Origin of the sequence: Bacteroides fluxus YIT 12057, from assembly GCF_000195635.1 — a bacterium.
Classification (GTDB): domain Bacteria; phylum Bacteroidota; class Bacteroidia; order Bacteroidales; family Bacteroidaceae; genus Bacteroides; species Bacteroides fluxus.
Genome location: NZ_GL882625.1, coordinates 187,756 through 202,951, shown reverse-complemented (window position 1 = coordinate 202,951; position 15,196 = coordinate 187,756). Strand labels below are relative to the sequence as shown.

Sequence of the window (15,196 nt, the reverse complement as noted above, 5' to 3'; positions counted from 1 at the left end):
AATACAAAATCCCTCAGGTTTTTACGTTGACCCAGTTTAACTCACACGGTTAAACCAGCGTTATCAAACCATCTATAAAAAAGAAATCCTGAATGTCAATTGCTTGACTTTCAGGATTTTCTTAAGAGCGGAAGACGGGGCTCAAACCCGCGACCCTCAGCTTGGAAGGCTAATGCTCTATCAACTGAGCTACTTCCGCAATTTTAGTGGGCAAAGATGGATTCGAACCACCGAAGGCGTAAGCCAGCAGATTTACAGTCTGCCCCATTTGGCCACTCTGGTATTTGCCCTTTTGCTTTTGAGAACTACTTCAAATCTCTCATTGAGTAGGTTTGTTTCTCAATTGCGATGCAAAGGTACAACTATTTTTGTAAACTCCAAGCAAAATCGATCATTTTTATTGCAGTAATTGCACATTCATCTCCTTTGTTACCTAATTTGCCACCGGCACGATCCTCTGCTTGCTCCATTGTATTGGTGGTAATTAATCCGTAAATAACTGGTACATCGCCAGCTGCGTTTAATTGAGTGATTCCTTGGGTGGCACCCATGCAAACATAGTCAAAATGTGGAGTATCTCCTCTGACAACGCAACCAATTGCAATAACTGCATCCACTTCGCTATATTCGATGAGTTGATTGGCTCCGAAAGTGAGTTCAAAACTACCGGGTACGGTTTTTACCTGGATATTTTCTTCCTTTGCTCCATGTTTTTTTAATGTATTTAATGCACCTTCCAACAGTGCGCCGGTAATATTGAAGTTCCATTCGGATACAACAATACCGAATTTCATCTTTTCAGCATTGGGAACGGAACTAAAGTCATACTCCGAGAGATTGTGATAAGCTGTTGCCATAATCGTTCAAAATTAAAAATTAAAGAATTTAGGAATTAAAAGGGGGAGGAGAAAAAAAGGCACGGATTACACGAATATCACGGCCAATGTTTTCCGTGTTTCCGTATAATCCGTGCCTGAAATGTCTTATATATATATAAGGTATATTACTTCTTCAATAATTTAGCCTGTTCGATATATTTGTCGATATCCATAGCCTGATAAGACCGGAAGTATTTATCCTTAATGCTGGTGTATGCTTGGATGGCATCATCATACTTTCCTTGTTTTACCAGAATCTCTCCGGCTTGCAAAAGGAAGATGGGGCTCAATGTATTGTTGTCTGCTTCATTGGCAGCTTTCAACAGCATGGAAGCGGCTTTGTCCAACTGACCGAGTTGGGCGTAGCAGTTACCCATTGCGCCTTTGATGGAGGGAGCTACCATTTGGTCGTCAGCATCGAAACTATCCAATGCTTTTACAGCTTCGTCATATTTACCGAGATGGGCATAGCAGATACCCATGTAAGCTTTTGCCAAATTGGCGGCTTTTGTGCCACTGTAATCGTCAGCGATCTTTGCAAAACCTGCGAAACCGATGCTGTCACCATTCAAGGCTTCTGCGTAAGCGTCTGCTTCAAAATATTCCTGACCTTTGAACAAGGCAGCCTGTGCTTTCTCCTCACGCGGGTCAGCATAAAGGTGCTTGTACATTACTACACCGGCTATGATAATGATTATCGCTACGATAGCACCGATGATTGCTTTTTTGTTCTTAATGAAAAATGCCTCCGATTGTGTCAATGCGTCTTCCACGTTTAAGGCTTCATTCGCTTTTTTTTGTTCTGCCATTTTATATATTCTTTTTGTTATTATTCTTAGATAGCTATTTCGACCCGCAAAAGTAACTTTTTTATGGCTATCAACGAAATTTAGTGGCATCTTTTTTTATTTTGCTTCCGAAAACCCCGAAATTCTTCTTACTTTTGCCTCAAACTCATTGTTGTTATATGATACTAAAGCGTATATCTATACTTAATTATAAGAATTTAGAGCAGGTTGAGCTCACTTTCTCACCTAAGCTGAATTGTTTTTTCGGACAGAACGGCATGGGAAAGACCAATCTGCTGGATGCTGTATATTTTTTATCTTTCTGTAAGAGCGCCGGTAATCCCATTGATTCCCAAAACATCCGCCATGAGGCAGATTTTTTTGTTATCCAAGGGTTTTATGAGGCATCCGACGGTACTCCGGAGGAGATTTACTGTGGAATGAAGCGTCGGCAGAAGAAGCAGTTCAAACGGAATAAGAAGGAATATACACGTCTGTCGGACCATATCGGTTTCTTACCGTTGGTAATGGTATCGCCTGCCGATTCGGAACTGATTGCCGGAGGCAGCGAGGAACGCCGCCGTTTTATGGATGTGGTCATTTCACAGTACGACAAAGAATATCTGGATGCACTGATACGTTATAATAAAGCACTTGTACAGCGGAATACATTGCTGAAAAGCGAACAGCCTGTAGAGGAAGAACTGTTTTTGGTGTGGGAAGAGATGATGGCACAAGCCGGTGAAGTTGTTTTTCGTAAGAGGGAGGCCTTTATTCAGGAGTTTATCCCTATCTTCCAGTCTTTCTATTCATTTATCTCTCAGGACAAGGAGCAGGTAGGATTGTCGTATGATTCCCATGCCCGTGATACCTCCTTGTTGGAAGTGCTGAAAGAAAGCCGGGTACGTGACCGTATTATGGGGTATTCCTTGCGGGGAGTGCATAAGGATGAGCTGAACATGCTTCTGGGAGATTTTCCTATAAAGAGAGAAGGGTCGCAAGGGCAGAACAAGACCTATCTTATAGCTCTGAAGCTGGCGCAATTTGATTTTCTGAAACGTACGGGAAGCACCGTACCTTTATTGCTGTTGGATGATATTTTTGATAAGCTGGATGCATCGCGGGTGGAGCAGATAATCAAACTTGTGGCAAGTGACGGTTTCGGACAGATTTTTATAACAGATACAAATCGTGAACATTTGGACCGCATCTTGCATAAGGTGGGCAGTGACTATAAGATGCTCCGTGTAGAACAAGGGATTGTTTCAGAAATGGAGGGTGAGATATGAAACGGAATAATGCTGAACAGATAGGTATCCTTATCCGTAACTTTCTCAGACAAGAGAGTTTGGAGTCTCCGCTGAACGAACGGCGGCTTATAAGTGCATGGCCGGAAGTTTTGGGACCGACCATAGCCTCTTATACCCGTGAACTTTTCATTAAAAACCAGGTGCTTTATGTGCACCTGAGTTCTGCTGCCCTTCGCCAGGAACTGATGATGGGACGTGATTTGCTGGTGCGCAACCTGAACCGTCATGTAGGGGCACAGGTGATTACCAATATCATATTCAGATAAGTTGGAGTGTCATTTTCAGTTCGTCTGTCCTTTTTATTTTAAAACCTTCCCTTTCTTTTCATTGTGTGATGACTTCATCCATGCGGATGTCGAAAGGTTCCGCAGGGACTTCTTCTACGATTTGAAACGGAAAACAAATGCCTGCCTTGTAGGCTGAAGGAATACGCGGTAATAATCGGTCATAGTATCCCTTGCCACGTCCCAGGCGGTTTCCCTTGAGATCGAAAGCTACACCGGGCACGACTATGAAATCTATGTCGGCATAGTCGGTAAATAACTCTCCGGTTGGTTCTTCAATGCCATAAGAGCCGGTAGCCAAATCTTCCGGACCGGTATATTTCCGTAATTCCAGATCGTCACCGACTACTACCGGGAGCAGTATTTGCTTGGATTTGCTCCACTTTTTTACAAAATCATGCGTATCTACTTCATCGTTGAGCGAATAGTAGAGCAATACTGTGTTTGCCGCCCTAAAAGCCGGGTGGGCTTCAAGGGTGGCAAGTATTTCAGCAGACCGGGAGTGACGCCAAGTGGAAGATCTGTGTCGGGTCTTCAACAAAGCTACCTGCCTGCGCAGTTCTTTTTTTCTTTCCATCATCTTCTTTTTCCTCCTTTAAGGGTATGTCTTCCAGAGCTTTCGGGAATGCTTCTCCATTCTTCAGAATTTCAAGGGCTTTCTTGACGGTTGCATCACTTTGGTTGATGTAACGGATATATTGCTCTCTGCCCAATATGTTGTAAATGATGTTGCCGTAAAGACTTTTTTCCAACAGCTTGTATGATTTATGAATCAGAAGATTGCGTCTCTTGATGCCTTTGGAGTCGGCAAAACGTATAAACTGTTCTACAATTCCTTGACGGCGGAGATACTTTAACAAGTCTTCTTCGTTTTCAAATTCACTCAGCTTGCTGCGGTTACGGTCTGTGTATTGGAAACTGAACTGTAGGATCACCCCTTTATTGCTGACCTCGATCAGGTAAGAAGAAACTCCGGTTGTGTCTTGTGGAACGAATACATCCGGCATGATACCGCCGCCGCCATAAACGGGACGTCCCAATCCGGTGGAATAACGTTCGTTCTCATTCAGTTTGATACTGTCTTTGGAGAAAAACTCTCCGTGTTCATAACGGTTGATCCAGTCCATTTCGTATTTGCTGTCTTTGCCGCTTTCGTAGGGGCGTTGGATGCAACGTCCCGAAGGGGTATAATAGCGGGCGATAGTCAGACGGATGGCGGAACCGTCACTGAAGTCAATCGGCTGTTGTACCAGTCCTTTGCCGAAAGAACGGCGGCCGACGATGGTTCCACGGTCATTGTCCTGGATGGCTCCGGCGAAGATTTCACTGGCAGAAGCGGAACCTTCGTTTACCAGAACTACCAAGGGCAGTTTCTGGCAACTGCCTGTACCGTTGGCATATTCTTCCATACGCGGATACTTGCGTCCTTTGGTGTAGACTATCAGTTTTCCTTCGGGCAGGAATTCATTGACCATGCGTGTGGCTGCTTCCATATAGCCGCCGGTGTTGTCGCGCAGGTCAATGATCAGGCCTTTGCATTTGTCGTGGCTTAATTGGGCGATTGCGTTCAGTAGCTCCACATGGGTAGTTCGTCCGAACTTGCTGATTTGTATATAGCCGAAGTCGTTATCCAGCATGTAGGCGGCATCGATGGTATTCTGAGGGATGTCGCCGCGTACAATCGTAAAATCGAGCAGCTCTTTGTCTGTAGCACGTTTGATGCTTAATTTAACTTCACTTCCTTTCGGCCCTTTCAAGTTGCGCATGGCTTTTTCATTGGTCAGTCCTTTGCCGACAAACAGGCTGTCGTTTACCATGACGATGCGGTCTCCTGCCATCAACCCTACTTTCTCGGAAGGACCTCCGGGAACCACCTGGTTGATGTGTATCGTATCTTCCTGAATAGTAAACTGCACACCGATGCCACTGAAGCTACCTTCCAGTTCGGAGTTTACCTCTTCTAAGTTCTGTGCCGGGATATAGGTAGAGTGGGGGTCAAGTTCCGCCAATATCTGCGGCATGGCCTTTTCTACCAAATCCGTCATGTTGACAGTGTCCACATACTGGTCGTCAATGACGCGCAGTAAAGCATTCAGCTTGTTGGACGAGCCGTTGATGATGCCCAGCCGGTTACCGGCAAAATGTCTGGCATAAAACGTTCCGATAAGAATACCCGCCACTACACTGATGGCAATAACGAGCGGCATAAAGCGGGAAGTGTTTTTTGTACTCATATCTTTAAGTTGTTGGCTACGAGCTACAAGCTACAAGTTGTGGCGTGGAGCTGCGTAGGTTTTCGTTTATAGTTTGTTTATGGCTTTACTTGTCACTTGTCACTCATAGCTATATACACCACTTCAATACCGGCACGTTTCAATAGCTCAATACCATCCTCCAGCCTGTATTTTTCAGAATAGACTACCCGTTTGATACCTGCCTGTATGATCAGTTTGGCGCATTCTATACAAGGCGAGGCCGTGACGTACATGGTGGCTCCGTCGCTGCTGTTATTTGAACGGGCTATCTTGGTGATGGCGTTGGCTTCGGCGTGGAGCACGTAGGGCTTGGTCACATTATTCTCGTCTTCGCAAATATTCTCAAAACCGGCTGGAGTACCGTTGTATCCATCCGATATAATCATTTGATCTTTCACTATCAGTGCACCTACCTGACGCCTTATGCAGTATGAATTTTCAGCCCAGATACTTGCCATGCGTATATAACGCTTGTCCAGTGCTTCTTGTTTGGCTTTAGCAGAATTGTTCATGTCTTTGTTGTTTTTTATTGGGCGGCGAATCCCATAACCTTGGTTGTATTCCCATCTTTAAAGTAGAGGGTCAATGAATTGGAGTCTCCTTCGTATTTGAATACGTTGGGCAATCCGTTGATGAACGCCCTGCCCAACTGATCCTTTTCCGAGCCGCTTACTTTCCCGGTAATGCTGATGGTGCGCTTGTTGCCGTCAACGACAACCCGGGCATTGTTGATGCTTGCTTGAAATCCGTGCGCCTCTGCGGTGCCGGTAGTCTCTCCGTTCACGTTGGCAAGATTGAAGTCCAGGACGAAATTCCCGTCCTGTTTCAGCCTGTCGCGGCTGGTCTCTTCTTCCTTTTCACTTCCCCACAAGCCCTCATAGAACTGTCTTTTGCTGCCTTCCGTAGTCAGGCGGGTCAACTTCCACGTTTTTCCGTTGAAGATTTCCAATACATCATCCTCATCGTTGCAAGCGCTGAACGTGAAAAGCATCACGAACGTCAGCAGGAGGCTGCCGATTGTTTTTATATTCATTTTCCCTGTCATTTCTTTATACCGTTTCTGATTAATAATGCATCGATGCTAGGCTCCTGTCCGCGGAAGCGCCTGTAAAGTGTCATCGGGTGTTCCGTCCCCCCTTTGGAAAGGATGTTTTCACGGAATGAAGCCGCAGTTTCCGGATTGAAAATCCCTTTTTCCTTGAATAAGGAGAAAGCGTCCGCATCCAACACTTCTGCCCATTTATAGCTGTAGTATCCGGCGGAATATCCTCCGGCAAATATGTGGGAGAATTGGGTACTCATGCATGCTTCTTCTACGGAAGGAAGAATCTGTGCCTTTTCCCATGCTTTCTTTTCGTATGCTTTGACATCACCTTCGAATGGGGTGCTGCGTGTGTACCAGGCCATGTCGAGCAAGCCGAAGCTGACTTGGCGCAAGCATGCGTAGGCCACATTGAAGTTGGATGAATCGACAATACGCTGTACTAATTCATCCGGAATCAGTTCTCCGGTCTGGTAGTGGCGGGCAAATGTATGGAGAAACTCTTTCTCAATGGCAAAATTCTCCATAAATTGGGAGGGGAGTTCCACAAAATCCCAATATACGTTGGTTCCGCTCAGACTTTCGTAAGTAGAATTGGCGAATATGCCATGAAGGCTGTGCCCGAACTCATGCAAGAAGGTCTCCACTTCCCCGAAGGTTAGCAGGGCGGGCTTGTCTTGTGTCGGCTTGGTGAAGTTCATCACGATGGAGATATGCGGACGACTGTTTTCACCGGTCTTTTCATCTGTCCACTGTCCTTTATAGCTTGTCATCCAGGCTCCGGAACGTTTGCCGGCTCTTGGATGGAAATCGGTGTAGAACACGGCGAGGAACTTACCGTCTTTGTCGAAAACTTCGTAGGCATCCACGTCTTTATGGTAAACGGGTATGTCCGGATTTTTTTTGAAAGTGATGCCATATAGTCTGGTTGCCAGACCGAATACACCTTCCTTCACTTTGCCCAATTCAAAATAGGGGCGCAGCATTTCATCGTCGATGTTGAATTTCCGGTCTTTCAGCTTGTGGGAGTAATACGTCCAGTCCCAGGGCATCAGCACAAAATCTTCTCCTTGCAGGCTACGGGCGAGGGATTGTACCTCAGTGTATTCCTGACGGGCGGCGGGAGTGTAGGCTTCCAATAGCTGGTTCAATAATTTATAGACAGCGTCGCTGTTCTGTGCCATGCGCTCTTGCAGGTTATATTCGGCGAAATTGGCATATCCCAAGAGTTGGGCAATCTCCATGTGGACATTGACGATTCTCTTTACAATCTCCAGATTATTGCAGGCATTGTCGTGGGTGCATTTGGTATTATATGCCATGTAGAGTTCGCGACGCAAGTCACGATTGTCGGCGTACATCATAAAAGGACCGTAGCTGGGGGCTTGCAACGTAAAGACCCAACCTTCAGCCCCTTCTTCTCCGGCTACTTCGGCTGCTGCCTCTACAGCGCTTTCCGGGAGTCCGGACAGTTGCGATTCTTCAGTCAAGACAAGCCGGTAGTCGTTTGTCTCTTTCAGGTTGTTTTCACCGAACTGCAGGGTCAGCAGGCTGAGTTCTTTGCATAGCGTACGGTATTTTTCCTTGGCTTCTCCTTGCAGATTGGCACCGTTGCGGACGAAACCGTTGTATATGTCTTCCAGAAGTTTGGTTTGTTCCGGGTTCAACTCTTCCTTTCCGCGCCGGTCATAGACGGTTTTGATGCGTGCAAACAAGTCTTCGTTCAGGCTGATGTTGTTTTCGTGCTCGCTCATCATAGGCATGATTTCTTTGGCAAGCTCCTGAAGTTCGTCATTGGTCTCCGCACTGAGCAGGTTCCCGAATACGGTATTGACATTGTGGAGCAGTTCACCGGACTTCTCATAGGGCAGCACGGTGTTGCTGAAAGTCGGGACTTCCGGATTGTGGACGATGACGTCTATCTCTGCGTTCTGGCGGCGGATGCCTTCATGGATGGCAGGCATGTAGTCTCCGGTCTTTATTTTGTCGAACGGAGTGGTGCCGTGAGGCGTGGAGTATGTTTCAAAAAAAGGATTCTGACTCTGTATATTATTCATAAAATAAGCAATATTAGCGTTAGGGTAATCTTTATCATGACCAAACGGTCTGATAAAAAACGAACTAACTGCAAAATTGCAAAAAAAATAGGCGACTTCCACAGAAGCCGCCTATTTTTTATTATTTTCTAACTGTATATTAGCAGTTAACTGATGCCATGTGAGCGATCAGGTCAAGAACCTTGTTAGAATAACCGATTTCGTTATCATACCAAGATACAACCTTAACGAAAGTATCAGTCAAAGCGATACCAGCTTTAGCGTCGAAGATAGAAGTGCGAGTGTCACCCAAGAAGTCAGAAGAAACAACTGCATCTTCAGTGTAACCCAGAACACCCTTCAATTCGCCTTCAGAAGCTTCCTTCATGGCAGCGCAGATTTCAGCGTAAGTAGCGGGCTTAGCCAAGTTAACTGTCAAGTCAACTACAGATACGTCCAAAGTCGGAACACGCATAGACATACCAGTCAATTTGCCGTTCAATGCCGGGATAACTTTACCTACAGCCTTGGCAGCACCGGTAGAAGACGGGATAATGTTGCCGGAAGCAGCACGACCACCTCTCCAGTCTTTCATAGAAGGACCGTCAACTGTCTTCTGAGTAGCAGTTGTAGAGTGAACAGTAGTCATCAAACCATCAGTGATACCCCATTTGTCGTTCAACACCTTAGCGATAGGAGCCAAACAGTTGGTAGTACAAGAAGCGTTAGATACGAATTGAGTACCCTTAACGTAAGTCTTTTCGTTAACACCGCAAACGAACATCGGAGTGTCGTCCTTAGAAGGAGCAGACATTACAACATATTTTGCGCCAGCCTCGATGTGAGCTTGAGCTTTGTCTTTGCTCAGGAACAAGCCGGTAGATTCAACAACGTATTCAGCTTCTACTTCGTTCCATTTCAAGTCAGCCGGATTTCTTTCTGCAGTGATGCGGATAGCCTGGCCGTTAACAATCAATTTGCTGTTTTCAACGTCTGCTTCGATAGTACCGTCGAATTGACCGTGCATAGTGTCATATTTCAGCATGTAAGCCAAGTAATCTACCGGGCAAAGGTCATTGATACCTACGATCTGAATATCGTTTCTCTTCATTGCAGCGCGGAATACGAAACGTCCGATACGTCCGAATCCATTAATACCTACTTTAATCATTTTGTTTAAACTTTTAAGGGTTTTATAATGTTTAAAAATAAACTTTCGCTTACAAATTGCATTTCTTTTCGATTTGCGGTGCAAAAGTAAGAAAATGTTTTTATATTCGTAGCCAAAATCATAATTAAATAATTGAAAAGATGGGAAAAAGTTCATTTTTGCAGGAATTTAAGGCTTTTGCCATGAAGGGCAATGTGATAGACATGGCCGTCGGTGTGATTATCGGTGGGGCATTTGGGAAAATTGTCTCTTCCATCGTGGCAGATGTGATTATGCCTCCTATAGGACTGCTGGTGGGCGGTGTCAACTTTACGGATTTGAAGTGGGTGCTGAAACCTGCCGAAATGGTGGATGGAAAGGAGATTGCCGCCGTAACGCTGAATTACGGCAATTTCTTGCAGGTAACCTTCGATTTCCTGATTATAGCCTTCTCTATCTTCATGTTCATCAAGTTGTTGACCAAGCTGACTGAAAAGAAGAAGGAAGAGGCTCCTGCCGCTCCTCCGGCTCCCCCTGCACCGAGCAAGGAAGAGGTGCTGCTGACCGAAATCCGTGACTTGCTAAAAGACCGGAAGTGATGGCCTTCTAGCTGGAAAACGGGTGCAGTGTGCATCTGGATGGTCTGGGGTCGTTTTACTACAAGTTGAGTTGTGCCGGAAAAGGGGGCGATAGCCCCGAAGAGGTAAGTGTAGAGCAGGTGCAGGCAGTGCATGTGCAGTTCATTCCCGAACGGAGCAAACAAACGGACGGCTATCGCCGTGTGCTGGGTGAAGGCGTGGAATTGGTGGAATTAGGGAAATAAATCGCGGATTTTACGAAATATTCCCCTACTTTTTTCTACTTTTGCAAATCATTTATTAAAGTCTATACGGATTTATATGCAAGAGAAGATTATTATTCTTGATTTCGGTTCGCAAACCACGCAGCTCATCGGCCGCCGGTTGCGCGAACTGAATGTCTATTGCGAGATTGTACCTTACAACAAATTTCCATACGGGGATGAGAGTGTAAAAGGAGTTATCCTTTCGGGTAGCCCCTTTTCTGTTTATGATGAGAGTGCATTCAAGGTGGATTTGAGCGGGATTCGCGGGAAATATCCCATTCTGGGTATCTGCTACGGTGCACAGTTTATCTCTTACAGCAACGGCGGACGGGTGGAACCGGCCGGTACCCGCGAGTACGGGCGTGCCCATCTCGGTTCTTTCGATTCGGGGAACATCCTTTTCAAAGGGGTAAGGAAGAATTCCCAGGTGTGGATGAGCCACGGAGACACGATTACCGCCATTCCCGATAACTTCAAGATTATAGCTTCTACGGATAAGGTGGCGATTGCCGCTTACCAGGCGGAAGGTGAGGATATGTGGGGGGTGCAGTTCCATCCGGAAGTGTTCCATAGCGAGGACGGTACGCAGATGTTGCGCAACTTCGTGGTAGATGTTTGCGGTTGCAGTCAGAGCTGGAGCGCCGCTTCGTTTGTAGATACCACCGTGGCCGAACTGAAGGAACAGCTTGGCAACGACCGGGTTATTCTGGGACTGAGTGGCGGCGTGGATTCTTCGGTAGCCGCTGTGCTGCTGCATCGTGCCATCGGCAAGAACCTGACCTGTATCTTCGTGGACCACGGGCTGCTCCGTAAGGATGAGTTCAGGAATGTGATGAACGACTACGAGTGCCTGGGGCTGAACGTGATTGGCGTGGATGCCAGCGAGAAGTTCTTCAAGGATCTGGAAGGGGTGACCGAACCCGAACAGAAGCGTAAAATCATCGGCCGCGATTTTATCGAAGTCTTCGATGCCGAAGCGCACAAGATAACCGATGCCCGCTGGTTGGCGCAAGGAACCATTTATCCCGACCGCATCGAGAGTCTGAACATTACGGGCAAGACCATCAAGAGCCATCACAACGTGGGCGGCCTGCCCGAGGAGATGAATCTCCGTCTGTGCGAGCCGTTGCAGTGGCTGTTCAAGGACGAAGTCCGCCGCGTGGGACGCGAATTGGGAATGCCCGAACATCTGATTACCCGTCATCCTTTCCCCGGTCCGGGACTGGCTGTCCGCATCCTGGGAGATATAACACGGGAGAAAGTACAGACCCTGCAGGAAGCCGACGATATTTTTATCCGGGGCTTGCGCGACTGGAAAGTGAAGGATGCCGACGGCAACGAGACATCGCTCTACCATCAGGTTTGGCAGGCGGGTGTCATCCTTCTGCCCGTACAGAGTGTGGGCGTGATGGGCGACGAACGTACCTACGAACGTGCAGTGGCCTTGCGTGCCGTCACTTCCACCGATGCCATGACCGCTGACTGGGCGCATTTGCCCTACGAGTTTCTGGGCAAGGTGTCCAACGATATTATTAATAAGGTGAAAGGCGTGAACCGTGTGACATACGACATCTCTTCAAAACCACCCAGCACCATAGAATGGGAATAAGACCGACTGAAATTATTAACTTAAAAACCAATATAGAAGAATGAAGCAGGATATGATTGTGATTCTGGATTTGGGAAGTCACGAAAACACGGTGCTTGCCAGAGCGATTCGTGCGTTGGGGGTATATAGCGAAATCTACCCGCACGACATTACCGCCGCCGAACTGAAGGCCTTGCCGAACGTGAAAGGTATCGTCATCAATGGCGGTCCCAACCATGTGGTTGATGGGGTATCCATCGACGTATTGCCCGAGATTTACGAAGCAGGATTCCCTGTAATGGCTGCCGGACACGACAAGGCGCTGTGCGAAGTGAAGCTGCCGCAGTTTACGGATGACGTGGAAGCCATCAAGGAGGCTGTGAAATCTTTCGTATTCGATACTTGCAAGGCTGAAGCCAATTGGAACATGACGAATTTCGTCAATGACCAGATAGAGCTGATACGTCGCCAGGTAGGTGACAGGAAGGTCTTGCTTGCCTTGTCCGGTGGTGTGGATAGCTCCGTGGTAGCCGCTTTGCTGCTGAAAGCTATCGGCGACAAGCTGGTTTGCGTGCACGTGAACCACGGGCTGATGCGTAAGGGCGAATCGGAAGCCGTGGTGGAAATCTTTGGCAAGGAGCTGAAGGCTAACTTGATATATGTGGATGCCACAGACCGTTTCCTCTCCAAGCTGGAAAACGTGGCCGATCCGGAACAGAAACGCAAGATTATCGGCGGGGAGTTTATCCGTGTTTTTGAGGAAGAAGCCCGTAAATTGGACGGCATCGACTTCTTGGGACAAGGTACCATCTATCCCGATATTGTAGAGAGTGGCACAAAGACAGCCAAGATGGTGAAGTCCCATCACAACGTGGGCGGTCTGCCCGAAGACTTGCAGTTTGAACTGGTAGAGCCGTTGCGCCAACTGTTTAAGGACGAAGTGCGTGCATGCGGCGTAGAGCTCGGATTGCCGTACGAGATGGTTTACCGTCAGCCGTTCCCCGGTCCTGGATTGGGCGTACGCTGTTTGGGAGCCATTACCCGCGACCGTTTGGAAGCTGTGCGTGAGTCGGATGCCATTCTGCGTGAAGAATTCCAACGGGCAGGCCTGGATAAGAAGGTATGGCAGTACTTCACGGTAGTGCCCGATTTCAAGTCTGTGGGTGTACGTGACAATGCGCGTTCTTTCGACTGGCCCGTCATTATCCGTGCCGTCAATACGGTGGATGCCATGACCGCTACCATCGAACCGGTAGATTGGCCCATCCTGATGAAGATTACCGACCGTATCCTCAAGGAAGTGAAGAATGTCAACCGCGTTTGCTATGACATGTCTCCGAAACCCAATGCGACCATCGAGTGGGAATAAAAGAACTGTTATGATATAGCAAAGCCCGGAGCATTGCCCCGGGCTTTGCTATATTATTATATAAACGGTTAGAGCAGGTTTTTCGCTTCCGGAATTACGATTTCCCCGCGGTGCAGCTCCAACAGTCCGGCTTCCTGCATGCCATTCAGTGCTTTTGATACCCCCATACGGGTGTCATTGACCACCTGTGCAAGTTCCTCCATCTTTATTTTTAGGATTTTTTCTCCTGCCGGACGTTCAATATGGGTCAATATAAAACTGGAGATGCGCTGTTCCAATTCTCCTGTTGTTTTTTCCCAAAGGCGTCCATTCAAGTTTTGGGCACGATTGCTGATAATATTCATATAATTCAGCCGGAATATTTCATATTTGAACAGCTCGTTCAGTACAAATGCCTTGCTGACGCTAACGGTGTGTACTTCGCTATATGCCGCATAGGTTGATACGTACGCTGTATTCATGCCGAACAAAGATTGCGGCTCTATCAGATAGGGGGCCTGGAAGTACTCTGTAAAGCTGTAAGATGCATCTGCCGACGAGGTGGATGAGGCAACTTCTCCCTTTAGGATAAATACGAGGCGGTCACAAGGGGTCTCTGGCTTCAAAATGGTTTCACCGGCCTTGTGCTTGGTGAAGTGTAGCTTTACCTTGCCTAATATGCAGGTCAGGTCTTCTTGGGCTAATCCTTGAAAGAGTGGAAGTTGCAATAAAGTATCGAACATTGTATCCATATAGTTTCTTCTTCTGGTTCAAAACAAAAGTAGGTATTATCAAGGTGTATCGTAAACTCTTTGCTTCTCTTTTTGTTTTTTTTATTATTTCTTAAACGTGTTGCCCAATCGCAGCATATTCTATATTTATTTCGTTATCTTTGCAGAAAAAAGGTGTCTATATGTTTTCAGCATTTAATTGGCAGCAGATGACCAGTGCTTTTATCGTACTGTTTGCAGTGATAGATATTATCGGCTCTATCCCTATCATCATTAATTTGAAGGAGAAGGGGAAAAATGTAAATGCTTTGAAGGCAACATTGATATCGTTTGCTTTGTTGATAGGCTTTTTCTATGCAGGCGACATGATGCTCAAGTTGTTCCACGTGGATATCGAGTCGTTTGCCGTAGCAGGGGCATTCGTTATTTTTCTGATGTCGCTGGAGATGATTCTTGATATAGAAATCTTCAAAAACCAGGGCCCCATCAAGGAAGCTACGTTGGTGCCTCTGGTGTTTCCGCTATTGGCAGGAGCGGGAGCTTTTACCACTTTGCTTTCACTGCGTGCCGAGTATGCCAGTGTCAACATTATCATTGCATTGGTGCTGAATATGATATGGGTCTATTTCGTGGTCAGCATGACAGGGCGGGTAGAGCGCTTCCTGGGCAAGGGAGGCATCTATATTATTCGTAAATTCTTTGGCATCATTCTGCTGGCTATCTCCGTGAGGCTGTTTATGGCTAACATCTCATTGTTGATTGAAACCTTGAACAGGTAAGGCTATGATCAGGAATATAGTTTTTGATTTTAGTGGCGTGATTGCCGGCATTAATCGTGAGAAAGCTGTGGAGGCGTTTATCTCGTTGGATTTGGAGGATGTGGATGTACGTGTGAACGGGTTCGGACGTTGAGCCCGCATACCATAAATTACTTGAAACCGC

16 protein-coding genes, 2 tRNA genes and 1 pseudogene are annotated in these 15,196 nt (G+C 46.8%); 8 read left to right on the top strand and 11 right to left on the bottom strand.

The window, feature by feature from the left end; all coding sequences use genetic code 11:
• Nucleotides 1-126 precede the first annotated feature (126 nt).
• From HMPREF9446_RS07725 to HMPREF9446_RS07710, 4 genes are all read right to left on the bottom strand, one after another.
• Nucleotides 127-199, bottom strand: a tRNA-Gly gene (locus HMPREF9446_RS07725).
• Nucleotides 200-207: 8 nt separating this feature from the next.
• A tRNA-Tyr gene (locus HMPREF9446_RS07720) sits at nt 208-290 on the bottom strand.
• Nucleotides 291-362: 72 nt separating this feature from the next.
• On the bottom strand, nt 363-857 hold the full coding sequence (gene ribH / locus HMPREF9446_RS07715; RefSeq protein WP_009125023.1) for a 6,7-dimethyl-8-ribityllumazine synthase: 495 nt from the start codon (nt 855-857) through the stop codon (nt 363-365).
• Between the two features lie 146 nt (nt 858-1,003).
• Nucleotides 1,004-1,687, bottom strand: a complete 684-nt coding sequence (locus tag HMPREF9446_RS07710; protein ID WP_039968768.1) for a tetratricopeptide repeat protein — start codon at nt 1,685-1,687, stop codon at nt 1,004-1,006.
• Nucleotides 1,688-1,845: 158 nt separating this feature from the next.
• Between HMPREF9446_RS07710 and recF the strand changes: the two genes are divergently transcribed.
• Together recF and HMPREF9446_RS07700 are read left to right on the top strand one after the other, a co-directional pair.
• A complete protein-coding gene (recF, locus tag HMPREF9446_RS07705) occupies nt 1,846-2,955 on the top strand; it encodes a DNA replication/repair protein RecF (RefSeq protein WP_009125021.1) in 1,110 nt (369 codons plus the stop codon).
• On the top strand, nt 2,952-3,242 hold the full coding sequence (locus HMPREF9446_RS07700; protein ID WP_009125020.1) for a DUF721 domain-containing protein: 291 nt from the start codon (nt 2,952-2,954) through the stop codon (nt 3,240-3,242). Before recF ends, HMPREF9446_RS07700 begins: the two co-directional genes overlap by 4 nt.
• Before the next feature lie 58 nt (nt 3,243-3,300).
• On the opposite strand, the gene HMPREF9446_RS07695 is transcribed toward HMPREF9446_RS07700, so the two are convergent.
• The 6 genes from HMPREF9446_RS07695 to gap form a co-directional block, all read right to left on the bottom strand.
• A complete protein-coding gene (locus tag HMPREF9446_RS07695) occupies nt 3,301-3,837 on the bottom strand; it encodes a 5-formyltetrahydrofolate cyclo-ligase (protein ID WP_039968767.1) in 537 nt (178 codons plus the stop codon).
• The gene (locus HMPREF9446_RS07690) at nt 3,749-5,494 is read right to left on the bottom strand and encodes a S41 family peptidase (protein WP_039968766.1); all 1,746 of its coding nucleotides are present in this window, start codon (nt 5,492-5,494) and stop codon (nt 3,749-3,751) included. Before HMPREF9446_RS07690 ends, HMPREF9446_RS07695 begins: the two co-directional genes overlap by 89 nt.
• Nucleotides 5,495-5,586: 92 nt before the next feature.
• A complete protein-coding gene (locus HMPREF9446_RS07685) occupies nt 5,587-6,027 on the bottom strand; it encodes a dCMP deaminase family protein (RefSeq protein ID WP_009125017.1) in 441 nt (146 codons plus the stop codon).
• A 14-nt stretch (nt 6,028-6,041) separates the two neighbouring features.
• The gene (locus HMPREF9446_RS07680) at nt 6,042-6,560 is read right to left on the bottom strand and encodes a DUF4847 family protein (RefSeq protein ID WP_009125016.1); all 519 of its coding nucleotides are present in this window, start codon (nt 6,558-6,560) and stop codon (nt 6,042-6,044) included.
• Complete coding sequence (locus tag HMPREF9446_RS07675) at nt 6,557-8,614, bottom strand: M3 family metallopeptidase (RefSeq protein ID WP_039968765.1); 2,058 nt, start codon at nt 8,612-8,614, stop codon at nt 6,557-6,559. Before HMPREF9446_RS07675 ends, HMPREF9446_RS07680 begins: the two co-directional genes overlap by 4 nt.
• Before the next feature lie 139 nt (nt 8,615-8,753).
• Entirely contained in the window at nt 8,754-9,764 is a 1,011-nt protein-coding gene (gene gap, locus HMPREF9446_RS07670; protein ID WP_005835458.1) for a type I glyceraldehyde-3-phosphate dehydrogenase, read from the bottom strand.
• A 140-nt stretch (nt 9,765-9,904) separates the two neighbouring features.
• Between gap and mscL the strand changes: the two genes are divergently transcribed.
• The 4 genes from mscL to guaA (HMPREF9446_RS07650) all read left to right on the top strand — a co-directional run bounded on the left by mscL (nt 9,905) and on the right by guaA (HMPREF9446_RS07650) (nt 13,544).
• Nucleotides 9,905-10,342 (top strand): large-conductance mechanosensitive channel protein MscL, encoded by a 438-nt coding sequence (gene mscL, locus HMPREF9446_RS07665; RefSeq protein ID WP_039968764.1) that lies wholly within the window; start codon nt 9,905-9,907, stop codon nt 10,340-10,342.
• Nucleotides 10,343-10,353: 11 nt separating this feature from the next.
• A complete protein-coding gene (locus HMPREF9446_RS07660; RefSeq protein WP_262360193.1) occupies nt 10,354-10,566 on the top strand; it encodes an HU family DNA-binding protein in 213 nt (70 codons plus the stop codon).
• A gap of 76 nt (nt 10,567-10,642) precedes the next feature.
• Nucleotides 10,643-12,196 carry a glutamine-hydrolyzing GMP synthase gene (gene guaA / locus HMPREF9446_RS07655; protein WP_009125011.1) on the top strand — a complete coding sequence of 518 codons (1,554 nt, stop codon included), beginning with the start codon at nt 10,643-10,645 and terminating at the stop codon, nt 12,194-12,196.
• 40 nt (nt 12,197-12,236) lie between these two features.
• Complete coding sequence (gene guaA, locus HMPREF9446_RS07650; protein WP_009125010.1) at nt 12,237-13,544, top strand: glutamine-hydrolyzing GMP synthase; 1,308 nt, start codon at nt 12,237-12,239, stop codon at nt 13,542-13,544.
• Nucleotides 13,545-13,612: 68 nt separating this feature from the next.
• Here guaA (HMPREF9446_RS07650) and HMPREF9446_RS07645 read toward each other — a convergent pair whose 3' ends face one another.
• Complete coding sequence (locus HMPREF9446_RS07645) at nt 13,613-14,275, bottom strand: Crp/Fnr family transcriptional regulator (RefSeq protein WP_009125009.1); 663 nt, start codon at nt 14,273-14,275, stop codon at nt 13,613-13,615.
• A 161-nt stretch (nt 14,276-14,436) separates the two neighbouring features.
• Here HMPREF9446_RS07645 and HMPREF9446_RS07640 point away from each other — a divergent pair, with 161 nt between their 5' ends.
• Both HMPREF9446_RS07640 and HMPREF9446_RS19075 read left to right on the top strand, forming a co-directional pair.
• The gene (locus HMPREF9446_RS07640) at nt 14,437-15,033 is read left to right on the top strand and encodes a MarC family protein (protein WP_009125008.1); all 597 of its coding nucleotides are present in this window, start codon (nt 14,437-14,439) and stop codon (nt 15,031-15,033) included.
• Nucleotides 15,034-15,037: 4 nt separating this feature from the next.
• Nucleotides 15,038-15,157: pseudogene (locus HMPREF9446_RS19075) on the top strand (HAD family hydrolase); the annotation flags it as partial.
• Between the last annotated feature and the right edge of the window lie 39 nt (nt 15,158-15,196).

What these genes read in the sequence shown, in the direction of transcription:
- ribH (WP_009125023.1), bottom strand. Translation starts at nt 857, where the DNA reads ATGGCAACAGCTTATCACAATCTCTCGGAGTATGACTTTAGTTCCGTT.
- HMPREF9446_RS07710 (WP_039968768.1), bottom strand. Translation starts at nt 1,687, where the DNA reads ATGGCAGAACAAAAAAAAGCGAATGAAGCCTTAAACGTGGAAGACGCA.
- recF (WP_009125021.1), top strand. Translation starts at nt 1,846, where the DNA reads ATGATACTAAAGCGTATATCTATACTTAATTATAAGAATTTAGAGCAG.
- HMPREF9446_RS07700 (WP_009125020.1), top strand. Translation starts at nt 2,952, where the DNA reads ATGAAACGGAATAATGCTGAACAGATAGGTATCCTTATCCGTAACTTT.
- HMPREF9446_RS07695 (WP_039968767.1), bottom strand. Translation starts at nt 3,837, where the DNA reads ATGGAAAGAAAAAAAGAACTGCGCAGGCAGGTAGCTTTGTTGAAGACC.
- HMPREF9446_RS07690 (WP_039968766.1), bottom strand. Translation starts at nt 5,494, where the DNA reads ATGAGTACAAAAAACACTTCCCGCTTTATGCCGCTCGTTATTGCCATC.
- HMPREF9446_RS07685 (WP_009125017.1), bottom strand. Translation starts at nt 6,027, where the DNA reads ATGAACAATTCTGCTAAAGCCAAACAAGAAGCACTGGACAAGCGTTAT.
- HMPREF9446_RS07680 (WP_009125016.1), bottom strand. Translation starts at nt 6,560, where the DNA reads ATGACAGGGAAAATGAATATAAAAACAATCGGCAGCCTCCTGCTGACG.
- HMPREF9446_RS07675 (WP_039968765.1), bottom strand. Translation starts at nt 8,614, where the DNA reads ATGAATAATATACAGAGTCAGAATCCTTTTTTTGAAACATACTCCACG.
- gap (WP_005835458.1), bottom strand. Translation starts at nt 9,764, where the DNA reads ATGATTAAAGTAGGTATTAATGGATTCGGACGTATCGGACGTTTCGTA.
- mscL (WP_039968764.1), top strand. Translation starts at nt 9,905, where the DNA reads ATGGGAAAAAGTTCATTTTTGCAGGAATTTAAGGCTTTTGCCATGAAG.
- guaA (WP_009125011.1), top strand. Translation starts at nt 10,643, where the DNA reads ATGCAAGAGAAGATTATTATTCTTGATTTCGGTTCGCAAACCACGCAG.
- guaA (WP_009125010.1), top strand. Translation starts at nt 12,237, where the DNA reads ATGAAGCAGGATATGATTGTGATTCTGGATTTGGGAAGTCACGAAAAC.
- HMPREF9446_RS07645 (WP_009125009.1), bottom strand. Translation starts at nt 14,275, where the DNA reads ATGGATACAATGTTCGATACTTTATTGCAACTTCCACTCTTTCAAGGA.
- HMPREF9446_RS07640 (WP_009125008.1), top strand. Translation starts at nt 14,437, where the DNA reads ATGTTTTCAGCATTTAATTGGCAGCAGATGACCAGTGCTTTTATCGTA.